Genomic DNA, 21270 nt, shown 5'->3' with positions numbered 1-21270 from the left:
ATGGCGTCGCATTACGAAGCACCTATTAGAAGACCCTTAGTTATAGGAGATAAGAACTACCACGATGTAACTGTCGATGTAGCCGCTCCTGTTGAAGGTAAAGCCAACAAATCATGGTGGATAGTATTCACTATTGCTCTTGTTGCATTTGGATGGGGATTAGGTTGTATTATTTACACCATCTCAACCGGTATTGGAGTTTGGGGATTAAACAAGACCGTAGGTTGGGCTTGGGATATTACCAACTTTGTGTGGTGGGTAGGTATTGGTCACGCAGGGACCTTGATTTCTGCAGTACTATTACTCTTCCGTCAAAAATGGAGAATGGCAATTAACCGTTCTGCAGAGGCGATGACTATCTTCTCTGTAATCCAGGCCGGATTATTCCCAATTATTCACATGGGTCGTCCTTGGTTAGCATACTGGGTATTGCCAATTCCAAACCAATTTGGTTCGTTATGGGTAAACTTTAACTCTCCACTACTTTGGGACGTATTTGCAATTTCTACGTACTTATCTGTATCGCTAGTGTTCTGGTGGACAGGTTTACTTCCAGATTTTGCGATGATTCGTGATAGAGCAATTACACCTTTTACAAAAAAGATTTACGGTATCCTTTCATTTGGTTGGAGTGGACGTGCAAAAGACTGGCAACGTTTCGAAGAGGTTTCTTTGGTATTAGCAGGTTTAGCAACACCATTGGTACTTTCTGTACACACCATTGTATCGTTTGACTTTGCTACCTCGGTAATACCAGGATGGCACACCACGATTTTCCCTCCATACTTTGTTGCTGGAGCTGTATTCTCTGGATTTGCTATGGTAAACACACTTCTTATTATTATGAGAAAAGTGTCTAACCTAGAAGCATATATTACCATTCAACACATCGAATTAATGAACATTGTAATTATGATTACAGGTTCTATCGTAGGTGTGGCGTACATCACAGAGCTATTTATTGCTTGGTATTCTGGAGTAGAATATGAGCAGTATGCATTCTTAAACAGAGCAACAGGACCTTACTGGTGGGCATACTGGGCGATGATGTCTTGTAATGTATTCTCTCCACAGTTTATGTGGTTCAAGAAATTACGTACAAGTATCATGTTCTCGTTCATTATCTCTATTGTAGTAAACATAGGGATGTGGTTTGAGCGTTTTGTAATTATTGTAACATCGTTACACCGTGATTACTTACCGTCATCATGGACGATGTTCTCACCAACCTTTGTAGACATCGGTATCTTTATTGGAACCATTGGTTTCTTCTTTGTATTGTTCTTATTGTATTCTAGAACATTCCCTGTAATTGCACAGGCAGAGGTAAAATCTATCTTAAAAAGTTCTGGATCATACCACAAGAGCTTACGTGCAGAACACGGTGATGATGTAAAGCATTATGATGAAGTAACAGCAACAGCTACGGTTTCTAATATTTCAGAAAAAAGTACTTCGGAAACTTTAAAAACCGACACTGGTTTCGATCAAGCACAAGTAGGGAATCTACTGAACAAACTTGGAACTTTTGATCCTGCAACACAAACAGCAGATGATTTGAAGAAGATAAGCGGTGTTGGACCGGTATTGGAAAAGAAATTAAACTCAATGGGACTGTTTACTTTTGATCAAGTAAGTAGGATGACCAACGAGGATTACCATTTATTTGATGAAATTATAGGCGAGTTTCCAGGAAGAGCAAAGCGCGACGACTGGGCTGGACAAGCTTCTAAACTTAAAAACAACTAGTAGTATGGCTTCCAAAGTGATACATGCAATTTATAATGATGATGACATCTTGATGCATGCGGTGAAAGAAACGCGTGCAGCTCATTATCATATCGAAGAAGTTTATACACCGTTTCCGGTGCATGGACTAGACAAAGTAATGGGTCTTGAGCCTACACGTATAGCTATTACATCATTTATGTATGGTTGTGTTGGTCTTGCAGTTGCAATTACAATGATGAATTTCATTATGATTGAAGATTGGCCTCAAAACATTGGTGGTAAGCCAAGTTTTAGCTACATCGAAAACATGCCAGCTTTTGTACCTATTATGTTTGAAATGACTGTGTTTTTTGCAGCCCATTTAATGGTGATTACTTTTTATATGAGAAGTAAACTATGGCCATTTAAAAAAGCTGAAAATCCTGACGTAAGAACGACAGATGACCATTTTTTAATGGCGGTGGATGCAGGAAATCACGATGTAGATAAAATGGCTTCTTTCTTAAAAGATACAGGAGCTGTAGAAATAAGTATAGTAGAATCTGATGATGCTCATTAATATGAAAAAGATACTCCATATAAGTATTGCTTTAGTAGCAATGATAGTGATGGTTTCTTGTGGAGGTGATACTGCACCGAGTTACCAGTATATGCCAAACATGTATGAGCCAGTAGGATATGAAACCTATGGTGAATATGAAATTTTCCCAGGAAAACAAGAAGCAATGTTACCCGTAGAAGGAACAGTGCCAAGAGGATATGCTCCTTATGAGTACAAGGATACTACCGATGAATTAAACAGAGCGAAGGCAGAATTAAAAAACCCTTTAGTTGTTACAGAAGAAAACCTAGAAGCAGGTAAAGAATTGTATACTATTTACTGTGCAGTTTGTCATGGTGATAAAGGAGATGGAAATGGTATTTTAATGCAGCGTGAAAAGATTCTGGGTATTCCAAGTTATGCTGCAGAAGGTAGAGTGATTACAGAAGGTGGTGTATACCATGTTCAGATGTATGGATTAAACTCTATGGGATCGTACGCTTCTCAGACCAATGAGTTAGAAAGATGGCAAATTACACAACACGTAATGAACTTGAAAGCAGCACTTGAAGGAAAGCCATTGGCAGAACCAAAGAAAGTTGAAGTTATTGAAGTTGTAGAAGTGGAAGAAGTTCACAATGCTACTGAAGTACATAACGAAGAAACACACTAATCAAAAGAACAATAGAATAGCTTAGATATGAATTATACGCTACCTAGTAAACTGAAATTATTCGCAATCATTTTGATGGTGATTGGTGCTGTTGGTATTGGCGCAGGGTTTTTGTCTGCACCTGGTACGACTGCAGAGGTAAAAGAAATGATGGCGGCACATGGTGATGATCACGGTGATGCTCATGCAAGTGCAGGTCACGATACTGCAAAGGCACATGGCGATGAAGCACACCGAGCTTCTCATAGTGCTGCAGATGAAGAAAAACATTTAGAACATACGTTGCATCAATTACAAAACAGACCTTGGTCAGCATTGTATGTTGCTTGTTTCTTTTTCTTTATGATTGCATTAGGTGCGTTGGCATTTTATGCTGTAAACTTTTGTGCACAAGCCGGCTGGTCTCCAGTATTATTTAGAGTAATGGAAGCAATTACGGCATACTTAGTACCAGGAGGTATTATTATGTTTGTATTATTAGCTATGTCTGGTGTGCTTCACATGAACCACATTTTTGTATGGAATGATGCAGAGGTAGTGGCGCATGATACCTTATTACAAGGAAAAGCAGGTTGGTTAAACGGAACGGCTATGCTCATTAGAGCGGCTATCTTTTTAGGAGGATGGATGTTATACCGTCACTTTGCTGTTAAGTTTTCTCGACAAGGAGATAATGCAGAAGCAAACGATCACCGTAACTTTGTGAAGACCTTTAGAATCTCAGCTGGATTCTTAGTATTCTTTTTATATACAGAATCTATGATGTCTTGGGATTGGATTATGAGTTTTGATCCACACTGGTTCTCTACCTTATTTGGATGGTACGTATTAGCTGGAATGATGGTTTGTGCTATTACAACTATTGCCTTGGTAACGATCTTCCTGAAATCTCAAGGGCACTTAGAGTTTGTGAACGATAGTCATATTCATGATTTAGCCAAGTTCATGTTCGGATTTAGTATTTTCTGGACCTACTTATGGTTCTCCCAATTCATGTTAATCTGGTATGCAAACATTCCTGAGGAAGTAACATATTTCTTAACACGTATTGAAGACTTTAAATTACCATTCTTTGGCATGTTAGCCATGAACTTTATATTCCCATTATTACTATTAATGAATAGCGATTACAAACGTGTAAATTGGTTCGTAGTAATGACAGGTATTGTAATACTTGTTGGACATTATATAGATATCTTTGTGATGGTAATGCCTGGTACCGTTGGAGCTAGTTGGTTTATTGGTGTGCCAGAAATTGGGTCAGTACTTTTCTTCTTAGGTCTTTTCATCTTTATTGTATTTACAGCATTGACAAAAGCACCACTATTAGTGAAGAATAACCCATTCATGAAGGAAAGTAAAAATTTCCATTATTAATTATTTAGAAGACAGATAACGATGACTGCATTTTTAGTTGTATTAGTAATTATTCTTTTCGGAATCACCGTGTTACAAATGGGTAAGATTTTCGGAATGTCAAAAGCTGCCGCAGATTTAGGTGACTCCTCAGAGATTGCTACAGATAAAGACAATAACGCAAACGGATGGTTAATGTTATTATTTGTGTTTATCACCTATGGTATTTTAATTGTTTCATTTTGGTTGTGGGGAGATGTATTACTTCCTAAAGCTGCTTCAGAGCATGGACCAGGGATTGATAACTTGATGTTAATCTCTATGATTATCATTTTCTTTGTTGGTTTCATTACACTTTGGTTGTTAAGCTATTTCTCTTTTAAATACAGAGGAAATGTAAATAATAGAGCGACCTTCTTTGCAGATAACGATAAACTAGAATTTATTTGGACCATCATTCCAGTAATTGTTTTAGCTGGATTAATCTTATACGGATTGTTTACCTGGACTGACATCATGAATGTAAGTGAAGAAGATGATCCAATGGTAATTGAGTTGTATGCGTATCAATTTGATTGGAGAGCTCGATATAGTGGAGCAGATAACACTTTGGGAGAAGCTAACGTTCGTTTAATCGAAGGAGCTAACCAATTGGGTGTAGATACTGCAGATCCAAATGCGCAAGATGATGTAGTTGTAAATGAATTGCATTTACCAGTAGGTAGAAAAATATTATTTAAAATGCGTTCACAAGACGTATTGCACTCAGCGTACATGCCTCACTTTAGAGCGCAAATGAACTGTGTGCCAGGGATGATCACACAATTCTCTTTTACTCCGACGATTACTACCGAAGAAATGAGACTAGATTCTGATGTAGTAGATAAAGTACAAAAGATTAATAACATTCGTAGAGAAAATAGTTTAGAATTGGCTGCTAAAGGTGAAGAAGCTTTAGAGCCTTATGAATTTGATTACTTGTTATTGTGTAACAAGATTTGTGGTACCAACCACTATAACATGCAGATGAAGATTGTAGTAGAAACTCAAGAAGAGTACGACGCTTGGATAGCAGAACAAGCAACTATTGCTACATCGTTAAAATAATAAAAAATAGCTAAGATATGTCAGCACACGCAGAAGTACACGCAGTAGATCACCACGATGATCATGGGCATCATCACAAAGAAACGTTCATTACTAAATACATTTTTAGTACAGATCATAAAATGATATCCAAACAATACCTAATTACAGGTTTGTTTATGGGTATCATTGGAATAGCAATGTCTATTTTAATGAGAATGCAATTAGCATGGCCAGAAGAGCCGTTTGCAGTATTCGAATTACTATTAGGTAAATGGGCAGAAGGAGGCGTAATGGACCCTAGTGTATATTTAGCACTGGTAACCATTCACGGTACCATCATGGTGTTTTTTGTACTTACTGCTGGATTGAGTGGTACCTTTAGTAATCTCTTGATACCATTGCAAATTGGTGCAAGAGATATGGCTTCAGGATTCTTAAATATGGTTTCTTATTGGTTATTCTTCTTATCAAGTTTGATCATGGTATTATCCTTATTTGTTGAAGCTGGACCGGCGTCTGCAGGTTGGACTATATACCCACCGTTAAGTGCACTTCCACAGGCAATACCTGGATCTGGTGCAGGGATGACATTATGGTTAGTTTCTATGGCTATCTTTATTGCATCTTCTTTAATGGGATCACTAAACTATGTAGTAACAGTAATCAACCTTAGAACAAAAGGAATGCGTATGACGCGTCTTCCACTTACCATTTGGGCATTTTTTGTAACTGCTATTATTGGTATTGTTTCTTTCCCAGTATTATTGTCTGCAGCTTTAATGTTGATCATGGATAGAAGTTTTGGTACTTCTTTCTTTTTATCAGATATATTTATTGCTGGAGAGGTGTTGCACAACCAAGGTGGATCACCTGTACTCTTCGAACACTTATTCTGGTTCTTAGGTCACCCAGAGGTGTATATTGTAATATTACCTGCCATGGGTATGGTGTCAGAGATTATGGCAACCAACGCGCGTAAACCAATTTTTGGGTACCGTGCCATGGTAGCATCTATTCTTGCAATCGCATTTTTATCTACCATTGTATGGGGTCACCATATGTTTATTTCAGGAATGAACCCATTCTTAGGATCTGTATTTACATTTACAACCTTATTAATTGCGATTCCTTCTGCGGTAAAATCATTTAACTGGATTACCACCCTCTGGAAAGGTAACCTCCAAATGAACCCTGCCATGTTATTCTCTATTGGTTTTGTGTCTACCTTTATTACGGGTGGACTTACAGGAATTATCTTAGGAGATAGTGCTTTAGATATTAACGTACATGATACATACTTCGTAGTAGCTCACTTCCACTTGGTAATGGGTATCTCTGCATTGTATGGATTGTTTGCTGGGGTATACCACTGGTTTCCTAAAATGTTTGAAGGTCGTATGCTGAATAAAAACTTAGGTTTTGTTCATTTCTGGATAACCATAATTGGAGCCTATGGTGTATTCTTTCCAATGCATTTTATTGGAATGGCAGGATTGCCAAGACGTTACTACACGAACACGGCATTCCCTTACTTCGATGACTTAGCAGATGTAAACGTTGTCATCACAATTTTTGCAATTATTACCGCTGCAGCGCAGTTGGTATTCTTATACAACTTTATCCACTCTATGTATTACGGTAAAAAAGGACCTAAAAACCCTTGGAAATCTACTACACTAGAATGGACAGCAGAAGTAAAGCATATCCACGGAAACTGGGATGGACCAATTCCAGAAGTACACCGTTGGGCATACGATTACAGTAAGCCTAATGCAGATGGAACAGATTATATGATTCCTGGTGAAGACTTTATTCCTCAGCACATACCAATGGCAGAGGGTGAAGAAGAATTACACCACTAGTCATTAGATATTAATACAATCAAAACCCTTTCTTTTTAGAGAGGGTTTTTTGTTTTTCTGAAATGTTAAATATCTATTAAATTGCTAATATACCCATTACTAGGTATTGCTTTAAGTTAAGAATCCCCCTACATTTGATACTATAAACTAACTTGAAGTTTTGAGGAGAATTTCGAGCATTATGATTAAAGCGCCTTCAATATATATTGAAGGTGTTTTTGTTTATATCTTACCATCTTGTAGTATCTTTCTAGCCAATCCCTTTGTATATTTGTGTTATGAACGAACATCTGGACCCTTCTCAAGAACATTTATCATCTAAAGATGTTGAAATTGAAAAGCAACTAAGGCCTCTTAGTTTCGATGATTTTACTGGTCAAGATCAAGCGTTAGAGAATTTACAAGTCTTTGTACAAGCCGCTAACCTTAGGGGAGAAGCATTAGATCATACGTTGTTTCATGGTCCTCCTGGACTCGGTAAAACGACCTTAGCGCATATCTTAGCAAACGAATTGGAAGTCGGTATAAAAGTTACCTCTGGACCCGTTTTAGATAAGCCAGGGGATTTGGCAGGACTTCTCACAAATCTTGATGAACGTGATGTCTTGTTTATAGATGAAATACATCGTTTAAGTCCTATTGTAGAAGAGTATTTGTATTCTGCCATGGAAGACTACAAAATTGATATCATGATCGAAACAGGACCCAATGCTCGTTCTGTTCAGATACATTTGGCTCCTTTTACCTTAGTAGGCGCCACCACTCGATCTGGTCTGTTAACAGCACCCATGAGAGCGCGTTTTGGGATTGCATCCAGATTACAATATTACACTACAGAACTACTCACCACCATCATACAAAGAAGTGCTAATATTCTTGATGTCCCAATATCTATGGAAGCAGCTATAGAGATTGCTGGAAGAAGTAGAGGAACGCCTCGAATTGCAAATGCATTGTTGAGAAGAGTACGAGATTTTGCTCAAATAAAAGGAAACGGTTCCATAGATATTGCAATTGCTAAGTTTTCATTAGAGGCATTGCATGTAGATGCACACGGCCTTGATGAAATGGATAACAAAATTCTCAATACCATTATAGATAAGTTTAAGGGTGGTCCGGTTGGTATTACCACCATAGCAACAGCTGTTTCCGAAAGCCCTGAAACTATCGAAGAAGTGTATGAGCCTTTTTTAATACAGCAAGGTTTTATTATGCGAACACCAAGAGGACGAGAAGTTACCGAAGCCGCCTATAGACATCTTGGTAAAATAAAGGGTTCAGTTCAGGGTGGGTTGTTTTAAAAATTAGGTATGTTACTTTAAAAATAAAATGTATGTCTCAAAATAAAATTCCTGAAATTTCTGCATTCACTTTTTTGAGATACGCAGCAAAGATTTTAAAAAATCCTTTGCCTTTTCATCATCATAACTTTGAGGCAAAAGGAGATACTTTTAAATTAAATTTGGGGTTTGGTAATGCAGTGTTTTTTTCAAGAGATGCTGGTTTTTTGAAACATGTATTGCAATCCAATCAAAAAAATTACACAAAGTCTCCCATCCAGACAAAAGACTTAGCTAAGTACGTTGGTAAAGGTTTGTTGACTAGCGAAGGTGAACTATGGCAAAAACAGCGTAAACTAATTCAGCCTGCGTTTCATAAAAAGCAGTTAGTTTCACTTTTAGAGACTATTCAAGAGGCTATTACTACTGAAATTTTAAAAATTAAGTCCAACGTTCCTTTTGATATTTTTCCAGTCTTTAATGATCTGGCATTTCAAACAGTTGTGAAAGCGTTGTTTAGTGATGCGGCAGATGCAGCTCAAATTAGCCAATTACAACATATTACCGAGGAAGCTCAAAACATGTTGGTTAAAGAATTACGACAGCCTTACTTAGCTTGGTGGTTTAAAGCTAGTGGGAAGATTCGAAGGAATGTGTCTAAAACCAAGGCGTCTAGATCTATATTAAAACAATTGGTTCAGGATAGAAAACAGAGTGGTAAACGCCATAATGATTTGCTAGATATGCTGCTCGATGCTCGTTATGAAGATGGAAGTCCAATGCATGAAGAACAGCTTATAGATGAAATTTTAATACTTTTTGTAGCAGGACATGAAACCACATCAAATGCACTTACGTTTACAACCTTGCTCTTAGCGACACATCCTGAAGAACAAGAAAAAGTATTTCGGGAAGTGCAAAGTGCCAAAGCAACTAGTTCAAATCTAATGGAGCTTTTAAAGAACTGTCCTTATACAAAAAATGTTGTTGAAGAAAGCATGCGTCTATATCCGCCTGCATATTTCATAGATAGAATTAATGTAGAAGAGGATCATTTTGAAGGCAAGGATTTATTGAAAAACTCTAATTTACTTTTTTCAATTAAAGAAATTCACTTAGATAAAACCTTTTGGGACTTTCCAGAAGAATTTATACCAGCTAGATTTTCTGGAAAAGCACCCAAAGACTTCTCGTCACATTATTTTCCTTTTGGTGCGGGACCTAGAATGTGTATTGGGAACAATTTTGCTATGTATGAAATGATTTTGAGTATTGCGACATTAGTTTCGACCTATAAAATTTCAGAAAAAACAACACCTATAGAAATAAACCCATTGATTACATTGAAACCAAAAAATGCTATCTTGGAGTTTGTAAAAAGAAGCTAGTATTTCTCTTAAAAATAATCATACCCAATTTATCAAAGCCGAAGCCAAGCGCTTGGGGTTTATGTCTTGTGGTATTAGCAAAGCAGGTTTTCTAGAAGAAGAAGCGCCGCGACTCGAAGCATGGTTGAAAAATAACATGCATGGTGAAATGCAGTATATGGAAAACCATTTTGACAAGCGCCTCGATCCCACCAAACTAGTAGAAGGTTCTAAAAGTGTTGTTTCTTTGTTACTCAATTACTATCCTGAAACGCAACAACGAGAAGACAGTTATAAGATATCAAAATATGCCTATGGCACCGATTACCATTTTGTAATTAAAGACAAGCTTAAAGAATTATTACATACCATTCAAGAACAAATAGGCGCGGTGCATGGACGCGCTTTTGTGGATAGCGCACCAGTGTTAGATAAGGCGTGGGCTGCTAAGAGCGGCTTGGGTTGGATAGGAAAACACAGCAACCTACTCTCTAAACAAACGGGTTCTTTTTATTTTATTGCAGAACTAATTATCGATCTAGAATTGGAGTATGATACACCTGTGACCGATCATTGCGGGAGTTGCACGGCATGCATAGATGCTTGTCCTACCCAAGCAATTGTCGATCCATACAAAGTAGATGGTAGCAAGTGCATTAGTTATTTTACCATCGAACTCAAGAACGAAATTCCAACGAATGTGAGTGGTCAGTTTGAGGATTGGATGTTTGGCTGTGATGTATGTCAAGATGTATGTCCTTGGAACCGATTTAGCAAAGCACACAAAGAACCTTTGTTTCATCCACATCCAGAATTACTTTCCAAATCCAAAAAAGAGTGGGAAGAAATTACACAAGAGGTATTCTCAGAAATTTTTAAAAAAAGTGCTGTAAAGCGAACTAAGTTTGAAGGGTTACGCCGAAATATTAGCTTTCTGAAACCCTAAGAATCAATCACTATTATTGATGATGCGAATGTAGGTGGAGTTGTTCAATTTCCGAAGAGCAAAACCCATGAAATATCTTTAAATTAACACCCCATTTTAAGTCCACTCTATTACATTTGTAGGTTACGAGTAAAAACAATTAGTTGTTATGAGCAAACAAAGTAAACGTCGTGAAGCACTATTGTATCATGCCAAGCCAAAACCTGGAAAGATACAAGTAGTCCCAACCAAGAAATATGCAACCCAACGTGATCTCTCATTAGCGTATTCTCCAGGTGTTGCAGAGCCTTGTTTGGAAATAGCTAAAGATGTTGAAAATGTTTATAAATACACAGCTAAAGGAAATTTAGTTGCAGTAATAAGTAATGGAACTGCAGTTCTAGGTTTAGGGAATATTGGTCCAGAAGCTTCAAAACCTGTGATGGAAGGAAAAGGCCTGCTCTTTAAGATTTTTGCAGATATTGATGTGTTTGATATTGAAGTAAATACAGAAGACATAGATGCTTTTGTAGAGACGGTTAAAAACATAGCCCCTACGTTTGGAGGGATTAATCTAGAAGATATTAAAGCTCCCGAAGCTTTTGAAATCGAACGAAGACTAAAAGAAGAATTAGACATTCCTGTGATGCATGACGATCAGCATGGTACTGCTATTATCTCTTCAGCTGCCTTGTTAAATGCCCTCGAATTAGCAGAGAAATCTATTGAAGATATTCGTATTGTGATTTCTGGCGCAGGATCTGCAGCAGTGTCTTGTGCTAATTTATACGTAGCCTTAGGCGCCAACATTGAAAACATTGCCATGTTTGATATTGATGGATTACTCGACATGAGTCGTAATGATTTATCTCCTCTACAAGCCCAATTTAAAACAGATAAAAACTACAATACTTTGGCAGATGCGATGAAAGGCGCTGATGTTTTTCTCGGACTTTCGGTGGGAGATATTGTATCACCTGCTATGGTGCAATCTATGGCGGAAAACCCTATTGTCTTTGCAATGGCAAATCCAACGCCAGAGATTTCTTATGAGGAGGCCGTAGCTTCTAGAGAAGATATTATTATGGCCACGGGTAGAAGTGATCATCCTAATCAGGTAAACAATGTGCTTGGATTTCCTTTTATTTTTAGAGGCGCTTTAGATGTGCGTGCGACCAAGATTAATGAAGCAATGAAAATGGCTGCTGTAAAAGCATTGGCAGCACTTGCAAAAGAAGCGGTACCCGAACAGGTAAATATTGCCTACGGTGAAACAAAATTAATTTTTGGAAAAGACTATATCATACCCAAACCTTTTGATCCAAGATTGATTGATCATATTCCTCCTGCGGTGGCAAAAGCAGCCATGGACAGTGGGGTAGCAACAGCGCCTATTAGCAATTGGCAAAAATATAGGGACGAATTAAATGAGCGTATGGGGTCTGATAATAAGATCATTCGCTTATTGTACAGCAGAGCAAAACGAAACCCGAAGCGTATTGTTTTTGCAGAAGCAGATCATTTAAATGTACTCAAGGCTGCTCAGATTGTACATGAAGAAGGAATTGGAATTCCAATATTGCTAGGTAGAAAAGCTATTATTGAGGAGCTCATGGAGCAAATTGAATTTGATGCCGATGTGCAAATAATTGACCCTAAAACAGATGAACAGGCAGAAACCTTAGCGCGCTATGCCGAAAAATTATTTATTAATAGACGCCGAAATGGTGTGACCTTATTTGATGCGCAAAAATTAATGAGAGAGCGTAATTATTTTGCTGCGATGATGGTAAATGAAGGAGATGCTGACACCATGATTTCTGGGTATTCAAGAGCCTATCCAGCTGTAGTGCGTCCGGTACTTGAAACCATTGGTCGTTTTGACGGAGTTAATAAAGTGGCTACAACCAACATGATGCTAACCAAGCGCGGACCAATTTTTATTAGTGATACTTCCATTAATATAGATCCAACCGCAAAAGAATTGGCTAAGATTGCGCAGATGACCAATTATACCATGAAGATGTTTGGGTTAACTCCTGTAATAGCAATGATAAGTTATGCAAATTTTGGTTCTTCAAAAGATCCGCATGCCACCAAGGTGCGTGATGCTGTAGCGTATTTACATAGAACCAATCCAGATATGCATATTGATGGAGAGCTACAAGTAGATTTTGCTTTAAATGCTGAAATGTTACAAAGCAAATTTCCGTTCTCTAAATTAGCAGGTAAGAAAGTGAATGCACTTATTTTTCCAAATTTGGTTGCGGCCAATAGTAATTATAAGCTCTTAAAAGAGATCAACGGCGTTGATTCTGTAGGGCCTATTATGTTAGGAATGCGTAAGCCAGTTCATATACTTCAGCTAGGGGCGAGTGTTGAAGAAATTGTAAATATGGCGGCCGTTTCTGTAGTAGATGCTCAGCAAAAAGAAAAGAGAGCTAAAACAGCTAAAAACCAGTAATATTTCCGAAGAAAATTTAGGATGTAGCCGTGTATCTAAGCCGATAAAATATACTATATTTGACGGCATTAACATTTTGATAACGTATGATTACCCAATTAAAGGGAAGACTTGTTGAAAAATCACCAACCGATGTAGTTATAGACTGTCATGGTGTTGGGTATTTTGTAAACATTTCACTGCATACGTTTTCACAGCTTCCCTCCTCAGAAGACATTACATTATTTACCCATTTACAAGTGCGTGAAGATGCGCATATTTTATATGGGTTTTCTAGTGTGGCTGAGCGAGAGATTTTTAGGTTGTTAATTTCAGTTTCTGGTGTTGGAGCAAGCACAGCACGAACGATGTTGTCTTCATTGTCTCCAAAACAAGTAATTGATGCAATTGCGGGAAGTGATGTTGCAACCATTCAATCTGTAAAGGGAATTGGGGCAAAAACAGCACAGCGTGTGTTGCTGGATTTGAAAGATAAAATTTTAAAGGTGTATGGCTTGGAAGATGTTTCTGTAGTTTCAAGCAATACGAACAAAAATGAAGCGTTATCTGCTTTGGAGACTTTAGGTTTTTCACGCAAACAAGCTGAAAAAGTTTGTGATGTAGTGATTAAAGAATACCCTCAGGCGACTATTGAGGAAATTATAAAGCAGGCTTTAAAAAAATTATAAGTATTGGGCACAAATTTTACCATGTTTAAAAATAGCTTTTATAAGCAATTCGTATTTTTAAGTATCATTATTGGAGGGTTTACCAGTGCAGTTGCACAGGATTCTACAGCTACAGGCGCTTCTATGGGGCGTATTGAGCTTCCTCCGTCTTCAAGCATAGAGAGTTTATACACCTATGATCCTGTTACAGATCGCTATTATTACAGCGAAATGTTAGGGGATTTTAATATAGGTTTGCCTGTAATCTTAACTCCAGAAGAGTACCGAGATTTGATATTGAAGGAGCAAATGCGCGATTATTTTAAAGAAAAAATCGATGCTGCAGATGGTAGAAAAGAAGGTTCTGAAGAAGCACAAAAAAACTTATTACCCAAGTTTTATGTTAGATCTAGCTTTTTTGAATCGGTTTTTGGAGGAGACACTATTGAGATAATACCACAAGGAACGGTAGAAATGGATTTAGGTATTTTGTATACCAAACAAGACAATCCAGCATTTTCTCCAAGAAACAGAAGTAACCTCTCTTTTGATTTTGCTCAAAGAATTAGCTTGAGTTTATTAGGTAAAGTTGGAGAGCGTCTACAAGTTACTGCTAATTACGACACCCAATCTACCTTTGATTTTCAAAATCAAGTGAAATTGGAGTATACCCCAACCGAAGACGATATTATTCGATCTATAGAAGTGGGTAATGTAAGCATGCCCCTAAATAGTACATTAATTCCTGGTGCCCAGAGTTTATTTGGTGTAAAAACAGAATTACAGTTTGGAAAGACAACCATTACTGGAGTGTTTTCTGAACAACAATCTGAAACTAGAAATGTAACCACAGAGGGTGGAGGTACTGTTACAGATTATGAGATATATGCTTTAGATTATGACGAAAATCGTCACTTTTTCTTAGGACATTATTTTAGAGATAACTACGATAGGGTTTTAGAACAGTATCCTTTTATTCGTTCCAATGTTCAAATTACACGTGTAGAAGCTTGGATTACCAATCGTGGGAACCAAACACAAGATGTACGTAATATTGTTGCAGTTCAAGATATTGGAGAATCGGATATTTCTAATGTGGGATTGGATAACATCCCTGGAGGATTTTTAAATAGACCTGCATCTGCATTTCCAGATAATGCAAATAATGATTTTAACCCCTTTGGAATTGATGATCCAAGTGTGCAGAGTATTTTAAGCGATCAAATTCGTGATATTGCTACAGTACAACAAGGTTTTGGTGGTGTTCAAGTTCAAGATGGGGTAGATTTTTTAACCCTAGAAAATGCAAGAAGGTTACAGCCTAATGAATTTACCATTAACTCTCAATTAGGGTATATTTCTTTAAATCAGCGTTTAAATAACGATGAAGTTATTGCTGTTTCTTTCCAGTATACAGTAAACGGGAGAGTATTTCAAGTTGGAGAATTTTCTACCGATGGTGTAGATGCCACAGGAGGAATTGTAGAGCCAGGTGAGCCTGGAAATCCCGGGATGGATGATATTGAAGGAATACCACAAAACTTAATCGTTAAGCTACTAAAGAGTAACATAACAAATGTTTCTGAACCTATTTGGGACTTAATGATGAAAAACATCTACAGTTTAGGTGCTTTTCAATTAGAACAAGAAGACTTTAGATTAGATATCCAATATAGAGATCCGTCACCATTAAATTATATTATACCTTCTGAAGGTTCTATCACCAATCCTGCTATTGCTTTACCAGATGATGTAGATCAAACCATCCTATTAAAAGTGTTTAATTTAGATAGGTTGAATTTTAATAATGATCCACAACAAGGAGGAGATGGGTTCTTCGATTTTATTCCAGGGTTAACCGTTGATACTCAAAATGGACGTATCATTTTTACAAGTGTTGAGCCTTTTGGGGAGTTCTTATTTGATAAACTTGAAGATGAAACAAATGCTGGAGCTACTCAGTATGATATGCCTTCAAGTTATAATGCCAACCAAGAAAAATATGTATTCCGTTCAATGTATCGTTCCACAAAAATACAGGCAGAACAGGAAGACAGTGACAAGAATAAGTTTCAGTTAAAAGGACGTTATAAATCAAGTGGAGGAAATGGTATTCCAATTGGAGCCTTCAATATTCCTCAAGGATCTGTGGTGGTAACTGCAGGGGGAAGAACCTTAGCTGAAGGAGTAGATTATACTGTAAATTATCAAGCAGGTACCGTTCAAATATTAGATCCAGCATTATTGGCTTCTAATACACCAGTAAATATTACGGTAGAAAATAATACCTTATTCGGACAGCAAACAAAGCGTTTTACAGGACTAAATATTGAACACAAGTTTAATGAAAACTTCATTATTGGAGGTACCTATTTAAAACTAAATGAGCGTCCGCTAACTCAAAAATCAAATTTTGATGCCGAGCCTATAAACAACCAAATTTTTGGTGTGAATGTTAACTATGCAACAGAAGTTCCATTTTTAACACGTTTGGTTAATAAGCTTCCTAATATTGATACCGATGTAGAGTCTAATTTCTCAATCCGTGGTGAATTTGCTTATTTGTTACCAAGCGCGCCAGAGGTGTCTGATTTTGGAGGAAGAACAACAGTGTATATTGACGATTTTGAATCATCTCAAACAGAGTTCGATATTAGCTCACCTCTTACCTGGAATCTCGCTGCTCCTCCTGATGGTTTTGGAGGGGAAATTGGAAATAGTATTTTAGATTCTAACTACAAACGTGCACGTTTAAACTGGTATACTATTGACCCTGTTTTTTATAGCAGTCAAAGACCAGACGGTATTACAGATCAAGATTTATCAAATCCATTTACAAGACGTGTTTTTAGAGATGAAATTTTCCCAGAACAGGACATTATTCAAGGACAAACACAGGCATTATTTTCTTTAGACCTTTCTTTCTATCCTAGTGAACGTGGCGAATATAACTTTAATCCTGCTGCAGCTGGCACGAATGAGTTACCAAACCCTGTAGATAATTTTGGCGGTATTTCTAGACAATTAACAACAACAGATTTTGAGAGAAGTAATGTTGAGTTTATTCAGTTTTGGGTAATGGATCCCTTCATTTATGAAGAAAATAATACCAATAATGGAGGTACGCTAAGTTTTAATTTAGGTAATATTTCCGAAGACGTATTAAAAGATGGTCGTAAACAATACGAAAATGGACTACCTCAAGATGGTTCTACTACAAACACAACTCCAACAGTTTGGGGTAAAGTACCTACCAATCAATCGTTAGTATACACATTTGATACAGAAGGCCAGGATCGTACCAATCAAGATGTTGGATACGATGGTTTAAATAGTGCTGAAGAAGCAGCAATGTTTCCCGCATTTAGTGGCTTACCCGATCCTGCAAACGATAATTACCAATATTTCTTACAAGCCACGGGTGATATTAGAAGCCGCTATAAATTGTACAATGGAACAGAAGGGAATTCGCCTGTAGACGTAACCAATACAGACAGAGGTTCTACCACACAGCCTGATGTGGAAGATATTAACCGTGACAACTCCATGAATACGGTAGATAGCTATTATGAATATAACATCCCTATTAATAGAAATGCCTTAACCCCTGCTACCAATGATTTTGTAACAGATGTTCGTGAAAGTACTTTAACATTACCAGACAATAGCTCTCTAGATGTTCGTTGGGTGCAGTTTAAAGTCCCAGTAGCCGATTTTGATAGAGCTGTAAATGGGATATCAGACTTTAGATCAATACGTTTTATGCGTATGTATATGTCTGGGTTTGAGCAACCAACAACCCTTCGTTTTGGAACTTTAGAATTAGTGCGTGGTGATTACAGAAGATACCTACAAACCCTTGAAGAAGGAACTTTGGAAGACCCAGCATTAGATGATACCGTATTTGAAGTTGAAGCCGTAAATATTATTGATAACGAAAACAGACAACCTATACCCTATAGATTGCCTCCTGGTGTGGTGCGTGAACAACTTAATAATAATAACAATATCATTCGACAAGATGAGCAGTCATTAGCATTACGTGTTTGTGGTTTAGAACCCAATGATGGTAGAGGGGTGTATAAAAATTTTAGTGTTGATATGCGTCAATACAAAAATTTAGAAATGTTTATCCATGCCGAGTCTATTACCAACGAAACTGCATTGGCAGATGGTGATATGGTAGCCTTTATTAGAATGGGTAATGATTTAACCGAAAGTTTTTATGAAGTTCAGATTCCGTTAAGACCTACGCCTTTTGGAACCACGAGTGCTGAAGAAATATGGCCAGTCGAAAATAGATTAGACTTACCTCTTAGTTTGTTACAAGACGTTAAGACATTGGTGTTAGGTGATCCGGCAACCTATACTCCTAATCAATTACACTTTTTTGAAGAAGGAGATATTGATGGGTTACCCGGAAATGTCCTTCGAGTAGGTATGAAAGGAAATCCAAGTTTTGGTGATGTACGTGTGGCAATGATTGGAGTTAGAAATGAAACCAATACAGATATTTGTGGTGAAGTTTGGTTTAATGAATTGCGTTTGTCTGAATTGCAAAATCAAGGAGGATGGGCTGCTGTTGCTGCCATGGACGCAAACTTAGCCGATTTTGCAAATGTGAGTGCCACGGGTAGAATTAGCACCATAGGTTTTGGTTCTCTAGAACAAGGGCCTAATGAACGTAGCAGAGAAGATATAGAAGAGTACGACTTGGTAACGAATTTGAACCTTGGACAAATGTTACCAAAAAAATGGGGGGTTCAACTACCTTTTAATTATGGTCGTTCTGAAAAATTAATTACTCCGCAATTTGATCCCGAATATCAAGATGTTGAGTTACAAACTAGATTGGATAATGAAACCGATCCTGATAGAAGAGATGCTATTTTAGATCAATCTGTTGATTATACCAAGCGACAGAGTATTAACTTAATTGGTGTTCGTAAAGAGCGAACGGGAGAAGGAAAGCCTAAAGTTTATGATATTGAGAACATAACACTTTCTGCGTCCTATAATCAAGTAGATCATAATGATTTTGAAATTGAAGATGCACTCGATCAAAATGTGCGTTTGGGAGGTACTTATGCTTACAACTTCACCCCTAAAACATTAGAACCGTTTAAAAAGAATGATTCTCTTTTTACAGGTAAATACTGGCAATTCTTAAAAGATTTAAATCTTAATTATTTACCTACAAGTATTGCAGTGAACTCTAATATTGTGCGTCAGCATAATGAACAAAAGTTTAGAGAATTAGATTTAGAAGATGGCAACCTAGGCTTACCTGTGTTGTATCAAAGAAATTATTTATTTGATTGGGATTATGCCATCAATTATAATTTAACAAAGTCACTACGATTTAATTTTACAACGTCCAATAATAGAATTGTGACCAACTACATTAATGATGAAGGAGTTGCTAATAATGAAATTGGAGTTTTTGATGGATTCTTTGATGTTGGAGACCCTAATCAACACTTCCAATCACTGCAATTAAATTATGATTTGCCTACGGCGAAATTTCCTTTCCTAAAATGGATTAGAGCTACGTATTCGTATACAGGTGATTTCCAATGGCAAGATGGTAGTGATTTATTCAATAACATAGATATCGAATTACAAGATGGTTCGATTCAAACCTATGATCTGGGTAATTCTATTCAAAATGCAAGTACGCATCGTATCAATTCTACATTTGATATGAGTGCTTTCTATAGATATATAGGTCTTTCAAAGAAAAAAGCAAAAAAATCCAATGCTCGTGGAGGTAGAAATGGTAGTGGACGAAATGGAAAACCAGGTCTTGATGGTAATGGAAGAGATGGCGGTAGAAATGGTAAGGTAGGTAACGAAGACAGTAGATCTGGCGCTCTAGGGGCAACAAGTAAAGAAAGTGATGATAAATTAGGTGCTGGAGGAGAAAGAGGCTCAATGAATAGTGGAGGTCTGAGTACTGGTGATAAGGCAGTGAATACGGTTATTGGATTAGCTACCATGATCAAGAAAATGCAATTTAATTATCAAGAAACAAATGGTATTTTCTTGCCAGGATATACACCATCTATTGGTTTTGTTGGTACGTTGAAGCCTACTGCTGGATTTACCTTTGGAAGTCAAGCAGAGGTTCGAGATGAGGCAGCTCGAAATGGTTGGTTAACATTATATCCAGAATACAACGAACAGTACACAGAAAATGAAAGTGTACAGTTAGATGCTCAAATTAACTTAGAGCCTATACGTGACCTTAAGATAGATATTAATGGTAGTAGAATTTATGCAGAGAATTATTCAGAAAACTATATCATAGAAGACGGTCAGTATAATTCGTTAACTCCTGTAACTGGAGGTAACTTTAATATTTCGACCTTGTTAATTGGTACTGCATTTCAAAGCACCACCGATGAGGCTTCTGAAGCTTTTGATTCTTTTAGAAGCAATAGGTTGATTGTAGCAAATAGATTAGCACGCGATTTTTATGGTACCGATAGTTTCCCAGTAGATCCAGAAACGGGATATCCTATTGGTTTTGGACCTACAAGTCAGGATGTATTATTGCCTTCTTTCTTAGCAGCCTACAAAGGAAGTGATGCAGGAAGTGAAAAAACAGGCATTTTTAGAGATGTACCATTACCAAACTGGGATATTAAGTACACAGGTTTTATGAGATTGGGATGGTTTAAGAAACGCTTTAAGAGATTCTCGTTACAACATGGTTATAGAGCTGGGTATACAGTGAATCAGTTCCAAACCAATCTAGATTATGATAGAGCAAGAGATGGTAACCCAGCAACAGCATCTACAGATCAAGCAGGTGATTTTAAGAGCGAACAATTTTTGACAAATGTGAACTTGACAGAGCAATTTTCACCACTATTAAAAGTAGATCTTGAAATGAAAAACTCTGTAAAAATTAGTGCAGAGTATAGAAAAGATAGAGCCTTAGGTCTTAGTTTTGCGAATAACCTTTTAACCGAAATAAAAGGTGATGAAATTATTTTAGGTCTTGGATATAGAATTAAAGACCTACGTATCGGAACTAATTTTGGGGGTAAAAAGCAAGTACTTAAGAGTGACTTAAATTTCAAATTAGATCTTTCAAGAAGAGATAACAGAACCATTATTCGTTACTTGGATATTGAAAATAATCAAACTACTGCAGGACAAACTATTTATGGAATTCAGTTCTTAATGGATTATGCTTTGAGTAAAAACTTAACGGCAGCATTTTATTATGATCATACCTTCTCAGAGTATGCCATCTCTACTGCGTTTCCACAAACAACAATTCGTAGTGGTTTGACCTTGCGCTATAACTTCGGAAATTAAAAATAT

General features: G+C 37.2%; 12 protein-coding genes. All 12 read left to right on the top strand.

What is annotated here, in order from left to right:
- The 12 genes from ACY2RS_RS02545 (at position 1) to sov (ending at position 21264) form a co-directional block, all read left to right on the top strand.
- Positions 1–1749, top strand: a complete 1749-nt coding sequence (locus ACY2RS_RS02545) for a helix-hairpin-helix domain-containing protein (RefSeq protein ID WP_490097027.1) — start codon at positions 1–3, stop codon at positions 1747–1749.
- Between the two features lie 4 nt (positions 1750–1753).
- Positions 1754–2290: a DUF3341 domain-containing protein gene (locus tag ACY2RS_RS02540; RefSeq protein ID WP_490097026.1), complete on the top strand. Its 537-nt coding sequence runs from the start codon at positions 1754–1756 to the stop codon at positions 2288–2290.
- Position 2291: 1 nt separating this feature from the next.
- The gene (locus ACY2RS_RS02535) at positions 2292–2945 is read left to right on the top strand and encodes a c-type cytochrome (protein WP_490097025.1); all 654 of its coding nucleotides are present in this window, start codon (positions 2292–2294) and stop codon (positions 2943–2945) included.
- A gap of 27 nt (positions 2946–2972) precedes the next feature.
- On the top strand, positions 2973–4322 hold the full coding sequence (locus tag ACY2RS_RS02530; RefSeq protein ID WP_490097024.1) for a quinol:cytochrome C oxidoreductase: 1350 nt from the start codon (positions 2973–2975) through the stop codon (positions 4320–4322).
- A gap of 21 nt (positions 4323–4343) precedes the next feature.
- Entirely contained in the window at positions 4344–5408 is a 1065-nt protein-coding gene (locus ACY2RS_RS02525; RefSeq protein WP_490097023.1) for a cytochrome c oxidase subunit II, read from the top strand.
- 17 nt (positions 5409–5425) lie between these two features.
- Positions 5426–7252, top strand: a complete 1827-nt coding sequence (locus ACY2RS_RS02520) for a cytochrome c oxidase subunit I (protein ID WP_490097022.1) — start codon at positions 5426–5428, stop codon at positions 7250–7252.
- A 278-nt stretch (positions 7253–7530) separates the two neighbouring features.
- A complete protein-coding gene (gene ruvB / locus ACY2RS_RS02515; protein ID WP_490097021.1) occupies positions 7531–8553 on the top strand; it encodes a Holliday junction branch migration DNA helicase RuvB in 1023 nt (340 codons plus the stop codon).
- A 32-nt stretch (positions 8554–8585) separates the two neighbouring features.
- The gene (locus ACY2RS_RS02510; RefSeq protein WP_490097020.1) at positions 8586–9920 is read left to right on the top strand and encodes a cytochrome P450; all 1335 of its coding nucleotides are present in this window, start codon (positions 8586–8588) and stop codon (positions 9918–9920) included.
- A gap of 1 nt (position 9921) precedes the next feature.
- The gene (gene queG / locus ACY2RS_RS02505) at positions 9922–10845 is read left to right on the top strand and encodes a tRNA epoxyqueuosine(34) reductase QueG (protein ID WP_490097093.1); all 924 of its coding nucleotides are present in this window, start codon (positions 9922–9924) and stop codon (positions 10843–10845) included.
- A gap of 148 nt (positions 10846–10993) precedes the next feature.
- On the top strand, positions 10994–13288 hold the full coding sequence (locus ACY2RS_RS02500) for an NADP-dependent malic enzyme (protein WP_490097019.1): 2295 nt from the start codon (positions 10994–10996) through the stop codon (positions 13286–13288).
- 86 nt (positions 13289–13374) lie between these two features.
- Positions 13375–13956 (top strand): Holliday junction branch migration protein RuvA, encoded by a 582-nt coding sequence (gene ruvA, locus ACY2RS_RS02495; protein WP_490097018.1) that lies wholly within the window; start codon positions 13375–13377, stop codon positions 13954–13956.
- Positions 13957–13977: 21 nt separating this feature from the next.
- Positions 13978–21264, top strand: coding sequence for a T9SS outer membrane translocon Sov/SprA (sov, locus tag ACY2RS_RS02490; RefSeq protein ID WP_490097017.1), 7287 nt, complete (start codon positions 13978–13980; stop codon positions 21262–21264).
- The last annotated feature ends 6 nt before the right edge of the window (positions 21265–21270 follow it).

It is taken from the genome of Patiriisocius sp. 208BN25-11, from assembly GCF_058147145.1.
This window is presented reverse-complemented; position numbering and strand designations above follow the sequence as displayed.

What these genes read in the sequence shown, in the direction of transcription:
- ACY2RS_RS02500 (WP_490097019.1), top strand. Translation starts at nt 10,994, where the DNA reads ATGAGCAAACAAAGTAAACGTCGTGAAGCACTATTGTATCATGCCAAG.
- ACY2RS_RS02510 (WP_490097020.1), top strand. Translation starts at nt 8,586, where the DNA reads ATGTCTCAAAATAAAATTCCTGAAATTTCTGCATTCACTTTTTTGAGA.
- ACY2RS_RS02540 (WP_490097026.1), top strand. Translation starts at nt 1,754, where the DNA reads ATGGCTTCCAAAGTGATACATGCAATTTATAATGATGATGACATCTTG.
- ACY2RS_RS02545 (WP_490097027.1), top strand. Translation starts at nt 1, where the DNA reads ATGGCGTCGCATTACGAAGCACCTATTAGAAGACCCTTAGTTATAGGA.
- ACY2RS_RS02525 (WP_490097023.1), top strand. Translation starts at nt 4,344, where the DNA reads ATGACTGCATTTTTAGTTGTATTAGTAATTATTCTTTTCGGAATCACC.
- ACY2RS_RS02535 (WP_490097025.1), top strand. Translation starts at nt 2,292, where the DNA reads ATGAAAAAGATACTCCATATAAGTATTGCTTTAGTAGCAATGATAGTG.
- ruvB (WP_490097021.1), top strand. Translation starts at nt 7,531, where the DNA reads ATGAACGAACATCTGGACCCTTCTCAAGAACATTTATCATCTAAAGAT.
- ruvA (WP_490097018.1), top strand. Translation starts at nt 13,375, where the DNA reads ATGATTACCCAATTAAAGGGAAGACTTGTTGAAAAATCACCAACCGAT.
- sov (WP_490097017.1), top strand. Translation starts at nt 13,978, where the DNA reads ATGTTTAAAAATAGCTTTTATAAGCAATTCGTATTTTTAAGTATCATT.
- ACY2RS_RS02530 (WP_490097024.1), top strand. Translation starts at nt 2,973, where the DNA reads ATGAATTATACGCTACCTAGTAAACTGAAATTATTCGCAATCATTTTG.
- ACY2RS_RS02520 (WP_490097022.1), top strand. Translation starts at nt 5,426, where the DNA reads ATGTCAGCACACGCAGAAGTACACGCAGTAGATCACCACGATGATCAT.